This window comes from Pseudomonas glycinis, from assembly GCF_054871425.1.
Map to the genome: position 1 here is coordinate 298,035 of NZ_JBTYHF010000002.1, position 13,635 is coordinate 311,669.

14 protein-coding genes are annotated in these 13,635 nt (G+C 60.6%); 5 read left to right on the forward strand and 9 right to left on the reverse strand.

The window, feature by feature from the left end; genetic code table 11:
* Positions 1-3 precede the first annotated feature (3 nt).
* Positions 4-1,518, reverse strand: a complete 1,515-nt coding sequence (gene ilvA, locus ACYSTU_RS05420) for a threonine ammonia-lyase, biosynthetic (RefSeq protein ID WP_024014702.1) — start codon at positions 1,516-1,518, stop codon at positions 4-6.
* Between the two features lie 318 nt (positions 1,519-1,836).
* Between ilvA and rpiA the strand changes: the two genes are divergently transcribed.
* Positions 1,837-2,511 (forward strand): ribose-5-phosphate isomerase RpiA, encoded by a 675-nt coding sequence (gene rpiA, locus ACYSTU_RS05425; protein ID WP_007913886.1) that lies wholly within the window; start codon positions 1,837-1,839, stop codon positions 2,509-2,511.
* A gap of 141 nt (positions 2,512-2,652) precedes the next feature.
* Here rpiA and ACYSTU_RS05430 read toward each other — a convergent pair whose 3' ends face one another.
* The 4 genes from ACYSTU_RS05430 to ACYSTU_RS05445 form a co-directional block, all read right to left on the reverse strand.
* Positions 2,653-3,570, reverse strand: a complete 918-nt coding sequence (locus tag ACYSTU_RS05430) for an SdiA-regulated domain-containing protein (protein WP_262136553.1) — start codon at positions 3,568-3,570, stop codon at positions 2,653-2,655.
* 117 nt (positions 3,571-3,687) lie between these two features.
* Positions 3,688-4,611, reverse strand: a complete 924-nt coding sequence (locus ACYSTU_RS05435; RefSeq protein ID WP_498996639.1) for an SdiA-regulated domain-containing protein — start codon at positions 4,609-4,611, stop codon at positions 3,688-3,690.
* 298 nt (positions 4,612-4,909) lie between these two features.
* Positions 4,910-5,575: a fumarylacetoacetate hydrolase family protein gene (locus tag ACYSTU_RS05440; RefSeq protein WP_024014705.1), complete on the reverse strand. Its 666-nt coding sequence runs from the start codon at positions 5,573-5,575 to the stop codon at positions 4,910-4,912.
* A 41-nt stretch (positions 5,576-5,616) separates the two neighbouring features.
* Complete coding sequence (locus tag ACYSTU_RS05445) at positions 5,617-7,011, reverse strand: D-2-hydroxyglutarate dehydrogenase (RefSeq protein ID WP_252879061.1); 1,395 nt, start codon at positions 7,009-7,011, stop codon at positions 5,617-5,619.
* A 205-nt stretch (positions 7,012-7,216) separates the two neighbouring features.
* Here ACYSTU_RS05445 and serA point away from each other — a divergent pair, with 205 nt between their 5' ends.
* Positions 7,217-8,446 carry a phosphoglycerate dehydrogenase gene (gene serA / locus ACYSTU_RS05450; RefSeq protein ID WP_024014707.1) on the forward strand — a complete coding sequence of 410 codons (1,230 nt, stop codon included), beginning with the start codon at positions 7,217-7,219 and terminating at the stop codon, positions 8,444-8,446.
* A 123-nt stretch (positions 8,447-8,569) separates the two neighbouring features.
* Here serA and ACYSTU_RS05455 read toward each other — a convergent pair whose 3' ends face one another.
* The gene (locus tag ACYSTU_RS05455) at positions 8,570-8,995 is read right to left on the reverse strand and encodes a DUF4399 domain-containing protein (RefSeq protein WP_039757489.1); all 426 of its coding nucleotides are present in this window, start codon (positions 8,993-8,995) and stop codon (positions 8,570-8,572) included.
* A gap of 135 nt (positions 8,996-9,130) precedes the next feature.
* Here ACYSTU_RS05455 and ACYSTU_RS05460 point away from each other — a divergent pair, with 135 nt between their 5' ends.
* On the forward strand, positions 9,131-9,694 hold the full coding sequence (locus ACYSTU_RS05460; RefSeq protein ID WP_262136555.1) for a transporter substrate-binding domain-containing protein: 564 nt from the start codon (positions 9,131-9,133) through the stop codon (positions 9,692-9,694).
* Between the two features lie 224 nt (positions 9,695-9,918).
* Here the strand turns inward: ACYSTU_RS05460 and ACYSTU_RS05465 are convergent, their stop codons facing one another.
* Together ACYSTU_RS05465 and ACYSTU_RS05470 are read right to left on the reverse strand one after the other, a co-directional pair.
* On the reverse strand, positions 9,919-10,404 hold the full coding sequence (locus tag ACYSTU_RS05465) for a 2-thiouracil desulfurase family protein (RefSeq protein WP_258604072.1): 486 nt from the start codon (positions 10,402-10,404) through the stop codon (positions 9,919-9,921).
* Positions 10,405-10,406: 2 nt separating this feature from the next.
* The gene (locus ACYSTU_RS05470; RefSeq protein WP_498996651.1) at positions 10,407-11,039 is read right to left on the reverse strand and encodes a 2OG-Fe(II) oxygenase; all 633 of its coding nucleotides are present in this window, start codon (positions 11,037-11,039) and stop codon (positions 10,407-10,409) included.
* A gap of 108 nt (positions 11,040-11,147) precedes the next feature.
* On the opposite strand from ACYSTU_RS05470, the gene ACYSTU_RS05475 reads away from it, so the two are divergent.
* A complete protein-coding gene (locus tag ACYSTU_RS05475) occupies positions 11,148-11,879 on the forward strand; it encodes a DUF2059 domain-containing protein (RefSeq protein WP_123441772.1) in 732 nt (243 codons plus the stop codon).
* A gap of 104 nt (positions 11,880-11,983) precedes the next feature.
* On the opposite strand, the gene bipL is transcribed toward ACYSTU_RS05475, so the two are convergent.
* On the reverse strand, positions 11,984-12,931 hold the full coding sequence (bipL, locus tag ACYSTU_RS05480; protein WP_024014713.1) for a phospholipase BipL: 948 nt from the start codon (positions 12,929-12,931) through the stop codon (positions 11,984-11,986).
* A 99-nt stretch (positions 12,932-13,030) separates the two neighbouring features.
* Between bipL and ACYSTU_RS05485 the strand changes: the two genes are divergently transcribed.
* Positions 13,031-13,609 carry a DUF6436 domain-containing protein gene (locus tag ACYSTU_RS05485; protein ID WP_136493142.1) on the forward strand — a complete coding sequence of 193 codons (579 nt, stop codon included), beginning with the start codon at positions 13,031-13,033 and terminating at the stop codon, positions 13,607-13,609.
* Positions 13,610-13,635 lie beyond the last annotated feature (26 nt).

The window sequence follows — 13,635 nt, forward strand, 5'->3', positions numbered from 1 at the left end:
CGCTCAGCCAAGAAACAGCTGATAGGCCGGGTTGTCGCTTTCATCCCAATACGGGTAGCCGATTTCCGCCAGTGCCGCCGGCACCAGATGACGTTCGTCATGGGGCACTTGCAGGCCGGCGACCACGCGGCCGTCCGCTGCGCCGTGATTGCGGTAGTGAAACATCGAGATATTCCAGCGCCCGCCGAGCTTGTTGAGGAAGTTGAACAGCGCGCCCGGGCGCTCCGGGAATTCGAAGCGCAGCACCACTTCATCGACCACCTGCGCCGCGCGGCCGCCGACCATGTGGCGGATGTGCAGCTTGGCCAGTTCGTTGTCGGTCAGGTCGATAACCGGGAAACCCTGCTCGGTCAGGCTCGCCAGCAAGGCGCTGCGCGGATCGTTGTCCGGGTGAGTCTGCACGCCAACGAAGATGTGCGCTTCGCTGCCGGTGTTGTAGCGGTAATTGAATTCGGTGATCTGGCGCTTGCCGATGGCTTCGCAGAACGCCTTGAAGCTGCCGGCCTGCTCGGGAATGGTCACGGCGATGATCGCCTCGCGACCTTCGCCCAGTTCGGCGCGCTCGGCGACGTGGCGCAGGCGGTCAAAGTTGACGTTGGCGCCGGAGTCGATGGCGACGAAAGTCTGGCCGCTGACGCCGCGCTGCTCGACGTACTTCTTGATCCCGGCCACGCCCAATGCGCCGGCAGGCTCGGTGATTGAGCGGGTATCGTCGTAGATATCCTTGATCGCGGCGCAGATCTCGTCAGTGCTGACGGTGATCACTTCATCGACGTAATCCTTGCAGATCTCGAAGGTGTACTGGCCGATCTGTGCCACCGCCACGCCGTCGGCGAAGATGCCGACGGTCGGCAGAACCACGCGCTCGCCCGCTGCCATCGCGGCTTGCAGGCAGTTGGAGTCGTCCGGTTCGACGCCGATCACTTTGATGTCCGGGCGCAGATACTTCACGTACGCGGCAATACCGGCGATCAGACCACCGCCGCCGACCGGGACGAAAATCGCATCCAGCGGCTGCGGGTGCTGACGCAGGATTTCCATCGCCACGGTGCCCTGCCCGGCAATGGTGTGCGGATCGTCGTACGGGTGGATGTAGACGTAGCCTTTTTCATCGACCAGTTTCAGCGAGTAGGCCAGCGCTTCCGGAAACGAGTCACCGTGCAGCACCACTTTGCCGCCGCGCGAACGCACGCCTTCGACCTTGATTTCCGGGGTGGTCTTGGGCATGACGATGGTGGCTTTGACGCCCAACACTTTCGCCGCCAAGGCCAGCCCCTGCGCATGATTGCCCGCCGACGCGGTGACCACGCCACGAGCGCGCTCTTCGTCGCTCAGTTGCGTCAGCTTGTTGTAGGCGCCGCGAATCTTGAACGAGAACACCGGCTGCAAGTCTTCACGCTTGAGCCAGATGTCGTTGCCCAGCCGCTCGGAGAGCTGGCGGGCGTTCTGCAGCGGGGTTTCTACGGCAACGTCATAAACGCGCGAGGTGAGGATCTTCTTGACGTACTGTTCGAGCATCGGAAAGCATCACTGGCGATTGGGCGGGACCAGCGAGTCTAACCCGCCTTTTGCCGAGGCGACCACACTAAACAGGTGGTTTTAAGGTCTGGAAACCCATTCTTGAGTGAGCACCGTTGTGGCGAGGGGATTTATCCCCGCTGGAGTGCGAAGCGCTCCCCTGCATTTTTTCAGTTACACCAGCGTTCCTGGGTTTTACGACGACTGCGTCGCCGAACGGGGATAAATCCCCTCACCACAGCTTGTTTCCCCCTCTACCACCGCGAGGCCTATAATGCCGGCCTTTCTGCCCAACCCTTGCCCGCTTCCGGAGCCCGCATGACCCAGGATCAACTCAAACAGGCCGTGGCCCAGGCCGCCGTCGACTTCATCCTGCCGAAACTCGACGACAAGAGCATCGTCGGTGTCGGCACCGGCTCCACCGCCAACTGCTTCATTGATGCACTGGCCCAGCACAAGGGCGCGTTCGATGGCGCGGTCGCCAGCTCCGAAGCCACCGCCGCGCGCCTCAAGGGCCATGGGATTCCGGTGTATGAGCTGAATACCGTCAGCGATCTGGAGTTCTACGTCGACGGCGCCGATGAAAGCGATGCGCACCTGAACCTGATCAAGGGCGGCGGCGCAGCCCTGACCCGCGAGAAGATTGTCGCCGCCGTGGCCAAGACCTTCATCTGTATCGCCGACGCCAGCAAACTGGTGCCGGTGCTCGGCGAGTTCCCGCTGCCGGTGGAAGTGATCCCGATGGCCCGCAGCCACGTAGCCCGCCAGCTGGTGAAACTCGGTGGCGACCCGGTGTACCGCGAAGGCGTGTTGACCGACAACGGCAACATCATCCTCGACGTGTTCAATCTGCAGATCACTAACCCGGTGGAGCTGGAAGCGCAGATCAATGCCATCGTCGGGGTGGTCACCAACGGCCTGTTCGCCGCGCGCCCGGCGGATCTGTTGTTGCTGGGCACCAGTGAAGGCGTGAAAACCCTGAAGGCTGAGTAACAGAATGCCCGAATCACGGGCAGACGAATAAACCTGTGGGAGCGAGCCTGCTCGCGAAAGCATCGGGTCAGTCAACATATTCAGAGACTGATCCACCGCCTTCGCGAGCAGGCTCGCTCCCACAGTGTTTTGTGGTGTTGGTCAGTTTTGTGTGGGCTTCTTGAAGACGTAAAACAGATTCGGCTCGCTCACCAGGTACAACGTGCCATCATCATCCATCGCAATTCCCTCCGCCTGCGGCACGGTTTTCTGCAAACCCTGGCGCCCGCCGCTGATCGACATGGTGCTCAAGGGGCGCCCGTCGACATCCAGTTCGATAATCAACCGCGACTCGTCCGACAGTGCCAGCAAGTGCCCGCTGCGTTCGTCGTACTGCAGACTCGACAGATCACGCACGAACATCCCGGCATCGCGCTTGGGGTTGTTGATCACGTGCACCGCGTAGGTCTTGTCCGGTTTGAAGTGCGGAAAACCGTGGACCTCGTAGATCAGCATCGGGTCGCGTTCTTTGGCCACGAACAGCCGCTTGCCCACCGAGTCGTAAGCCAGCCCCTCGAAACCCTTGTTGCTGGCCATGTGCACGCCCAAGGTCATTTGCTCCGCATCTTCGGCATCGAGAAAAGTGGTGTCGGCTTCAAGGTGGATCTTGATCAGGCGTTGCTGACGCTCGTCGGTGATCACGTAGGTGTCGGCGCTGATGTACTCGACGGCTTCCGGATCGCCAAACCCCACCAGAGCGATGCGCCGCAGAATCTTGCCTTCCAGCGACAGTTCGATCAGTTCGGAATTCTTGTTGGTCACGGTGAACAGGCTTTTGCGCACCGGATCGTAGGTCAGCGCCGAGACGTCATCGTCGAGCCCGTCGATCGGTCGCGCTTCGATGATCACCCGATATTGATCCAGGCCGATCGCCTCGCTGCTCACCGGTTGCCACAGCGTGTGCAGGTTGAACCAGGCGCGCTCGAACAGGCGCAGGTATTGGCCGATCGCGAGCAACGCGATCAGGACAATCATCAACAGGACGAGGATCAGCGGTTTGGGGCGGGCAAGTCGACGCATTCAGGCAGGCTCGGATTCATGACAGGCCGATGAAATATCACGCCCGTCTGAATTGAAGCTTAATGGCCACTTGCCTCGCACGACAACTGCGCAATTCCGCAATTGCTGTAGGGAAAGTTACCGATGTTTTTCGAATCGGTAGAACAGGTTCGGTTCGCTGACCATGTACAGCGTGCCTTCCTCATCCATGGTCATGCCTTCGGCGCGGGGGATGGTGTCTTTCAGACCGTTGAAATTGCCGAGCAATGTCATGAAGCTGACTTGCTTGCCGGCCTCGTCCAGTTCCAGCAACAGGTGCGAATCGGCGGACAACACCAGCAGATGGCCAGTGCGCGGATCGACAGCCAGCGCCGACAGGTTGCGCAGATCCAGCTGATCGCTGGCCAGTTTCTGCTTCTCGCCCTGCAGGGTCTGGCCGCCATCGCTTTTCCAGGTGAACAGCGCCGGGGGGCGTTCCTCCCCCAGAATAAGTCGCTCATTGCGCGGATCCCACGTGATGGCCTCAAAAGCCTTGTTCTGATCTTTCGACGGCCCAAGGTCGTATTTGGGGAAATCGGCGATGTTCAGCTCACGGGTCGCGGCATCGACCTTAACGATCGACAGCGTATGCTCACGCTCATCGACAATGGCCAGCAAACCGTTTTCCATGACCGTCAAGCCTTCCGGATTGCTCCAGCCCACCAACGGCATCTTGCGCAAAACGTCGCCCTGAAGCGTCAGCTCGACCAGGAAGGCATTCTTGCCCATCACCGCAAACAGGGTCCTGGTCTGCGGGTTATAGGCCAGATCCGAAGCTTCGTCCTTTTCCATGCCCGGCAGCGGCTTGGCATCGATCACCACCTGATAATCCGGCAGCCAGACACTCTCCTTCTGCTCTGCCTTGCTCTCGAAGCGCTCCAGCACCCACAGCACGCCGCGATCATCCCAGTGCATGGCGAACGCCAGCCCATAGGCTGCCGCGATGACCAGCAACAGCCAGACATACCAGCGCAGGACGAAGCGCGAACGGGAGGGGGATTTCTGCTGAGTTGAAGATGCCATCAAGGGATGCGTTCCGTTAATTCAGGCCAAGGGTAATAGCACAAAGAGGCCGGCTGAGACGCCAGAATCGCGGGAATTATCCAGAGAGGATGTGAAAAAAACGGGAAATGGCGGGATTGCCGTGTGCATTTGCCAGCAGCAACACATTCAGATATTCAATGGCCCTTGTGGCGAGGGGATTCATCCCCGTTGGACTGCGCAGCAGGCCCCTCTTTAAGATCAAAAGGGGCCCGCTTCGCGCGCCACCGGGGATAAATCCCCTCACCAAAAAGCTCACCCCCCACAAGGGGTTCTGCGGTTAGCGCACGCTGCTGCTGAAGCTGCTCGCCCCCGGCAGTTCGAGGACGATTTCATCGCCGACGTTCAGCGGGCCGACGCCCACTGGCGTGCCCGTGAGGATCACGTCGCCGGCCTGCAGCGAGAAGCAGCCGGCCATGTGCTGGATCATCGGCACGATCGGGTTGAGCATCGCGCTGCTGTTGCCGTCCTGGCGCACTTCGCCGTTGATGGTCAGGCGGATGCCGATGTCGGTCAGGTCAGCGAAGGTGCTGCCGACCACGAACGGGGCGATCACCGCCGCGCCGTCGAACGACTTGGCGATTTCCCAAGGCAAGCCCTTGGCTTTCAGCTCGGCCTGCTTGTCGCGCAGGGTCAGGTCCAGCGCCGGGGCGAAGCCGGAGATCGCATCGAGGACTTCTTCACGGCTTGGTTTGGTCGACAGCGGCTTGCCGATCAACACGGCGATTTCCGCTTCGTAGTGCACCGAACCACGCTCGGTCGGAATGCTGAACCCGCCTTCCAGCGGCACCACGCAACTGCCCGGCTTGATGAACAGCAGCGGCTCGGTCGGCACCGGATTGTCCAGTTCCTTGGCGTGTTCGGCGTAATTGCGGCCAATGCACACGACTTTCCCGATCGGGAAGTGAATGCGCGTGCCGTCGACGTACTGGTGCTGATAGCTCATTTACCGACTCCTGCCTTTATTGATTCAACAGAGATTACCGATCAAACCGGGAAAATCTTGCCCGGGTTCATGATGCCGTTCGGGTCGAACACTGCCTTGACCGCTTTCATGTACTCGATCTCGGCCGGCGAGCGGCTGTAGGTCAGGTAATCACGCTTGGTCATACCGACGCCGTGCTCGGCCGAGATTGAGCCGTTGTATTTCTCGACGGTTTCGAACACCCACTTGTTGACGGTGGCGCACTTGGCGAAGAACTCGTCCTTGCTCAGGTTTTCCGGCTTGAGGATGTTCAGGTGCAGGTTGCCGTCGCCGATGTGGCCGAACCAGACGATCTCGAAATCAGGATAGTGCTCGCCAACGATCGCATCGATTTCACGCAAGAACGCTGGCACCTTGGAAACGGTCACCGAGATGTCGTTCTTGTACGGCGTCCAGTGGGAAATGGTTTCGGAGATGTACTCGCGCAGCTTCCACAAGTTGTGCAACTGGGTTTCGCTCTGGCTCATCACGCCGTCGAGCACCCAGCCCTGTTCTACGCAGTGTTCGAAGGTCTCCAGCGCGCTGTTGGCCACTTCTTCGGTGGTCGCTTCGAATTCCAGCAGGGCGTAGAACGGGCACTCGGTGTCGAATGGCGCCGGCACGTCGCCGCGGCCCATGACCTTGGCCAGGGCCTTGTCGGAGAAGAACTCGAACGCGGTCAGATCGAGCTTGCCCTGGAAGGCGTGCAGAACCGGCATGATCGAATCGAAATCGGCGGTGCCGAGGACCATCGCCGTGAGGTTTTTCGGTGCGCGATCAAGGCGCATGGTCGCTTCGACAACGAAACCGAGGGTACCTTCGGCGCCAATGAACAGCTGGCGCAGGTCGTAACCGGTGGCGTTCTTGATCAGGTCCTTGTTCAGCTCGAGCACGTCGCCCTTGCCGGTGACGACTTTCATGCCGGCCACCCAGTTGCGGGTCATGCCGTAGCGAATCACTTTGATCCCGCCGGCATTGGTGCCGATGTTGCCGCCAATCTGGCTGGAACCCGCCGAGGCGAAGTCGACCGGATAGTACAGGCCGTTCTCTTCGGCGACGTTCTGCAGATGCTCGGTGACCACACCCGGCTGGCACACGGCGGTGCGGTCGGTGAGGTTGACGTCGAGAATCTGGTTCATGTAATCGAACGAAACCACCACTTCGCCATTGGCCGCCACCGCAGCGGCGGACAACCCGGTGCGCCCGCCGGATGGCACCAGCGCAATTTTGTGGGTATTGGCCCAACGCACCACGGCCTGCACTTGCTCGATGGTCTTGGGAAACACGATGGCGCTCGGCGCCGGGGCGAAGTGCTTGGTCCAATCCTTGCCGTAAGTGTTCAGGGAGTCGGCGTCGGTGAGGACTTTGCCAGGCTCAACCAGGGTCTTCAGTTCATCAATCAGCGCAGGATTGGTCATCGACAGAACTCTCGAACAATTCATGGTCATCCTGAGAACGCTTCACGTCGCAGGAATGAGTGTTTAGCGGGGTGGCTATGCTAGCATACCGACCCCGCAGGACAGTGCCCAAGGCCAGATCCGCGGTGACGGCTTTGTTGCCGTGCGGGTCAGCTCCAGGCTGCTCCCTCCCTGCCATTTTTCTCCGGGATACAGGTTTACGCAGATGAGCAAGACTTCTCTCGATAAGAGCAAGATCAAGTTCCTTCTTCTCGAAGGCGTCCACCAATCGGCTGTCGACGTCCTCAAGGCGGCGGGCTACACCAGCATCGAATACCTGACTGGTTCCTTGCCGGAAGCCCAGCTCAAGGAAAAGATCGCTGACGCTCACTTCATCGGCATCCGCTCGCGCACGCAACTGACCGAAGAGATCTTCGATCACGCGAAGAAACTGGTCGCGGTCGGCTGTTTCTGCATCGGCACCAACCAGGTTGACCTCAGTGCGGCCCGCGAGCGCGGTATTGCCGTGTTCAACGCGCCGTACTCCAACACCCGTTCCGTAGCGGAACTGGTGCTGGCCGAAGCGATCCTGCTGCTGCGCGGCATCCCTGAGAAGAACGCATCCTGCCACCGTGGCGGCTGGATCAAGTCCGCCGCCAACTCGTTCGAGATCCGCGGCAAGAAGCTGGGCATTGTCGGCTACGGCTCGATCGGCACTCAGCTGTCGGTGCTGGCTGAAGGTCTGGGCATGCAGGTGTTCTTCTATGACACCGTGACCAAGCTGCCACTGGGCAACGCTACGCAGGTCAACAACCTGCACGAGCTGCTGGGCATGTCCGACATCGTCACCCTGCACGTCCCGGAAACTGCCGCCACTCAGTGGATGATCGGCGAGAAGGAAATCCGCGCCATCAAAAAGGGCGGCATTCTGATCAACGCTGCACGCGGCACCGTGGTCGAACTCGACGCCCTGGCGGACGCGATCAAGGACAAGCACCTGATCGGCGCGGCCATCGACGTTTTCCCGGTGGAGCCCCGCTCCAACGACGAAGAGTTCGAAAGCCCGCTGCGCGGCCTAGACAACGTGATCCTGACCCCGCACATCGGTGGCTCGACCGCCGAAGCGCAAGCCAACATCGGTCTGGAAGTAGCAGAGAAACTGGTCAAGTACAGCGACAACGGTACTTCGGTGTCGTCGGTGAACTTCCCGGAAGTGGCCCTGCCGGCTCACCCTGGCAAGCACCGCCTGCTGCACATCCACGAGAACATCCCGGGTGTGATGAGCGAGATCAACAAGGTCTTCGCCGAAAACGGCATCAACATCTCCGGTCAGTTCCTGCAGACCAACGAGAAAGTCGGCTACGTGGTGATCGACGTCGACGCCGAATACTCGGAGCTGGCGCAAGAGAAGCTGCAACACGTCAACGGTACTATCCGTAGCCGTGTTCTCTTCTGAAGAAGCAGCGGCAAGCTTCAAGCTACTAGCGGCAAGTGAACAGCGCTTTTGCTTTACCTTGCCGCTTGCAGCTAGCCACTTGAAGCTGAATTAAAAAAGGGAGCCCCGCAGGGCTCCCTTTTTTTATTTCACGTTGACCGTGATTTTTTCCGAAACGATCGATGGGTCGAACGGCATGTGGCCGCTGTCGCCGAGGATCAGTTGCAAGGTGTGTTTGCCCGGGGCCAGTTTGATCGTGGCTTCGGTCTGCGCCTTGCCGAAATGCATGTGATGGGCGTCAGTCGGGATCGGCGCGCCTTCGGCCGGCAGGTCGTCGACGTCGATCAGCAGGTGATGGTGGCCGGTGTTCTTGGTGGTGTCACCCGCCGGGGCCAGCGCGATGTTCTTGACGCCGAACTTGACCTTGAATTCCTGCGAGACGGTAGCGCCGTCCTCGGGAGAAACGATGAACACTTCAGCATCCTTCGGCGCCGGTGTCGCCGCACTGGCCAGCACCGAAACACCCATCAGCACACCGGCCAACGCTGCACGTGACATAAAGCTTTTCATTTTCTTCTCCAGTTTTTCCGTAAAATCCGCACGGTCATGACAACTTCATGACCATTCGTTGTCGAAGGCACTCGACAACCATAGCAAAGCGAGCCTGAATCAGAGCGTCGCGATAATGATTTCAAAGGAGTGACCATGCGCCTGCTGCCTGGCCTGATCTGCCTGCTACCCCTTCTGAGCCCGCTGGCTCACGCCGAACTGATTGATGACGTCAACGACCGTGGCGAGCTGCGCATAGCCCTTGAGGCTAATACACCGCCCTTCAATTACAAGGAGGGCGACACCCTCACGGGGTTCGAGGTCGAGCTTGGGCAACTTCTGGCCCAGGAGCTGGATGTACGCGCCGACTTCATCGTCACCGACCAGGGCGACCTGCTCCAGGGCGTTGAAAGCGGCAAGTACGACGTCGCGCTCAACCACATAGCACTGACACCCGAACTCAAGGATCGTTTCGACTTCAGCGAGCCGTACGGCGAGGTTGATGGGCAGTTGTTGGCGAAGAAGGACGAGACGCCGCGGCCGATGGTGCTGGTGCAGGCGTTGACCGAAGCGAAGCCGAAAGCGGCAGTGCCGGTCGAGTTGGCGATTCCCTTCCAGAAGGGCAATCCGGCGTTTCAGGCCAGCCTCAAGAGCGCGCTGGAACGGATCAAGGCGGATGGGCGGTTGGCGGCGTTGTCCGAGAAGTGGTTGAAACCGTAAGAGTCCCTCACCCTAACCCTCTCCCGGAGGGAGAGGGAACTGATCCGGGGATGCTTTAGAGGTACGCCGACTTGGGATTGCTATACCGAATCCGAAATCGACTGATCATGGCTTTGTCGAATCCCTGGTCGCCAAGGTCTTTCAGGTCGATGGACAGCGCCAGACACCTCGGTCGGCCCCCTCTCCCCCCGGGAGAGGGCTGGGGTGAGGGCAACGATGGCGGATCAGTCCAAAGCCGCCAGAGTCACCGCCGCCTCAGCCAGCTCAAGCTCACTGAAAACCCGAACCCCATGACGCTTGAGCAACGCCGCCGTCACCCCCTCGCCACTGACTCTGACCCCACTGAACGTGCCGTCATACGTCAGCAGATTCCCGCAAGAAGGACTGTTGGCCTTGAGCACCGCCACCCGAATGCCGTGCTTTTGCACCAGTTCCAGCGCTTGCCGCGCCCCCTCGAGAAACTGCGCGCTGACATCCTCGCCATCGGTAGTGATCACAGCAGCAGTGCCATCCAGCACCTCACCGCCCTGCCCGCCAGGAATCTCAGCCGCCGCCCGCGGCGTCGGCAATCCACCGGCCACCTCCGGACACAACGGCACCACGCGCCCTTCTTCGATCCACTGCTCGAGCAGATCAAACGGCCCGCTCGCGCCACCGTCATAGCGCACGCGATGGCCAAGCAGGCAGCGACTGACCAGGATCTTTTCCATGTTCAGAACGGCTCGTTGCCACGGCGACGGAACCAGCCAGTCAGCGACAGGCGCTCGCGATGGGCCGGCATCACTTCGTGGGGCACTTCGCCGGAGAGAAACACCACCAGACAGCCGCCGGTCGGCTGTACGTCATGCACACGTTCTTCGCCCAGGTACATGCGCAACTGTCCGCCGTCCTCCGGCAACCAGGCCTCGTTGAGGTAAATGACGGCCGAGACCATGCGCCGGTCATCATCGCGAAAGCGGTCGACGTGCTTGAGGTAAAACGCGCCGGGCGGGTACAGGGCGAAATGGCATTCGAAATCCTCAAGCCCCAGAAACAAGCCGCGATTGAGTGCCTCGCGCAGACTGTCCATCAGGCTCAGGTAACGGTCGGTGGCCTCGGCCTGACCCGGGTCGATCCACTGGATGTGATCGCCGCGAATACCCTCGCGAATCTCCGAAAACGGCCCGCGACCGACCGCTGCCGGCGCCAGCTCACCTTCGGCTTCACGTTTACGGCACTCGGCCGCCAGCGCCCGGGTCAGATCGGCGGGCAGGAAGATGTTCTGCTGCGACCAGCCGCGTTCGGCCAGGTCGTCGACAATGCGTAACAGCAGCGGGTGTTCAGAGGATATCGGCATGGCGCGCATAGTATGCCGACGGCAACAAATCCGACAGAGCCACGCAGCGCCTTGCTACGAATTCTCGACAAGTACCGGCACCGCACGGACAATAGTCCGCTGCTGACAGGAGTCCCTATGCGCCGTTTGCTTTTTTCACTGTTGATGTTCTGCGTATTGCCCGCCTGGGCGGACGGCTTTGATCAGTTGTACAAGGTCGCCGGCTGGCCAGAACAACGCGCGCATTTCAACGATGCCCTGAGCGCCGCCCAGCAGCGCTATCAGAACAGCCTGCCGCCTGCGGTATTTCAGGCGCTGGTCAACAACAGCAATCAACGCTTTGCCGCGCAGGCCATGGATCAGCGTGCCGAAGCGCAACTGCGGCAGAAACTCGCCGACCCTAAACCCGCGCTGACCTTCTTCCAGTCACCGCTGGGCAAGAAAATCGTCGCCGCCGAATTGCTCGCAACCCGTCGCGATCAACTGGCAAAAAATGCTCAGGGCCTGCCGAAGATGCAGGCCAGCGACAGTCGCTTGCTGATCATCGGCCATCTCGCCCAGGCCCTGCCAGCCCGTGAGGCGGGCGCCGAGGTCAGCCTGGCGATTGCCGGCGTAGCGGCGGACAGCTTGAGTTCGATGATCCCGGGACTGCTCGGCGGTGGACAGGCACAGGGCATGTTGAACGGTCAGCGCCAGCGGCTGATGGATCAGATCGGCGCCGATCTGAACAACACGCTGCTCTATGTCTATCGCGACTTGTCGGATGAAGAGCTCGAAGAATTTGCGACGTTTGCCGAGTCGACCGAGGGCAAGGCTTACTACCAGGCGGCACTGGCGGCGATTCGGGCGGGGTTGGCGGTCGGCCAGTGATGTTCGTTACCTGAAAGATCGCATTCGCGAGCAGGCTCGCTCCCACAGTTGTAACGCATTCCCCTGTGGGAGCGAGCCTGCTCGCGAAGAGGCCCTCCCAGGCACTAGAGATTCCGCCCCCTGATCCGCTTGCTCAAGAATTCGAAATACTCCTCACGCATCTCCGCCGTTTCATTGGCCAGGTGATGCCGTGCCTCGGCCAGAAGCAGAATCTGCGGCCGGTCGAACTTCCATTTCAACACCTGCAGATTGTGCTGCCAGTCGACAGTCATGTCCGCCTGCCCCTGAATGATCAGCGGCCGTCGCGGACTTTTTTTCGCGTGCTCGACGCGGATGATCCAGCGCGACAGCGCGCCCACCCATTTCGTCGGCAGGCGCCTTGGCTGTAACGGATCGGCCTGCAGAAACGGCAGGAAATCCGGATCGTTGGAGTTCTCGCTGAAGCGTCGCGCGACCCCGCGTACAAACGGCCGCAGCAGGTAATAACTCAACTGCGACCAGCCCCACGCCCTCGGCCGCACCAACGGCGCCAGCAAAATCACTTGCCCCTGCGCCGGGCTGTTCTCACCATGGTTGAGCAGATGATCGACGACAATCGCGCCACCGGTGCTTTGCCCGCACAAATGCCAAGGCTGCGGCAGCGCGATCGAGTTCGCTTCAGCGAACAGCGCCTGCAACACGTCCTGGTATTCAGAGAAATCACGAATGCTCGCCCGTGGCCCGCTCGACAATCCGTGCCCTGGCAAGTCACAGGCAATCACGGCGAAATCCTGATCCAGCGCCCATTCGATCACATGCCGGTACAGGCCGATGTGATCGTAGTAACCATGCAGCAGAAACAGCGTCGCCTTGACCTTCTCCGGCCACCAGCAATGGCTGACCAGCTCGTAGCCATCGACTTCGAAACGCCCCATGCCGCGCCACACATCGCGCTCGGCGAAGTCGGTCTTGTAGAAGCGCTGATAAGCCTTCGCCTCATCCGATAACGGCTGCCACTCGGCCAATGGCTTGAGGCTCGCGCGTAAATGATCGGGGTCGAAAGTATCAGGCATGCGCACATTCCAAAGCGGTAAACGGACTTTATCGGCCTGCGATATTCATCTGTCGGAGCAAGCATGGCAAGCTAGCCAACCTTTTCAGATTCCGAAATCATGCGTTCGCCCTACCGCACCGCACTGTTCGCCAGCCTGCTCGCGCTGATCTGCGCCGGGGTGCTGTGGGCGGCGTATGACTGGTTTCAGGGCCGCTATCTGCGCGCGTTCAGCGAACATACGACGGTATTTTCCGGTGACCCGCTGCGCCTGCCGGACAACCTCGCCGGGCCGGGCAATATCCGCCTGGTGCACTTCTGGGACCCGGCCTGCCCGTGCAACGTCGGCAATCAACAGCACCTGAGCGAGATGGTCGAACAGTTCGGTCCTCGCGGCGTGGAGTTCTTCGCCGTGCAAAAGCCCGGCAGCCACGGCCAGTTGCCCGCCACCCTCGCCAGCCTGAAAACCATCATCGTCCTGCCCGGCGCCGAACAGATCCCCGCCAGCCCCGCCGTGGCGATCTGGGATCGTAGCGGCAAACTCGCCTACTTCGGCCCGTACAGCGAAGGTTTGACCTGCAACTCCAGCAACAGCTTTATCGAACCGATTCTGCATGCCCTGACGGAAGATCGCCCGGTCAATGCCACGCACACGCTGGCGGTGGGTTGTTATTGCCCGTGGCCGGCGGACGCGAAGTAAGGCATTCCGGACTTTTCAAGGACAGC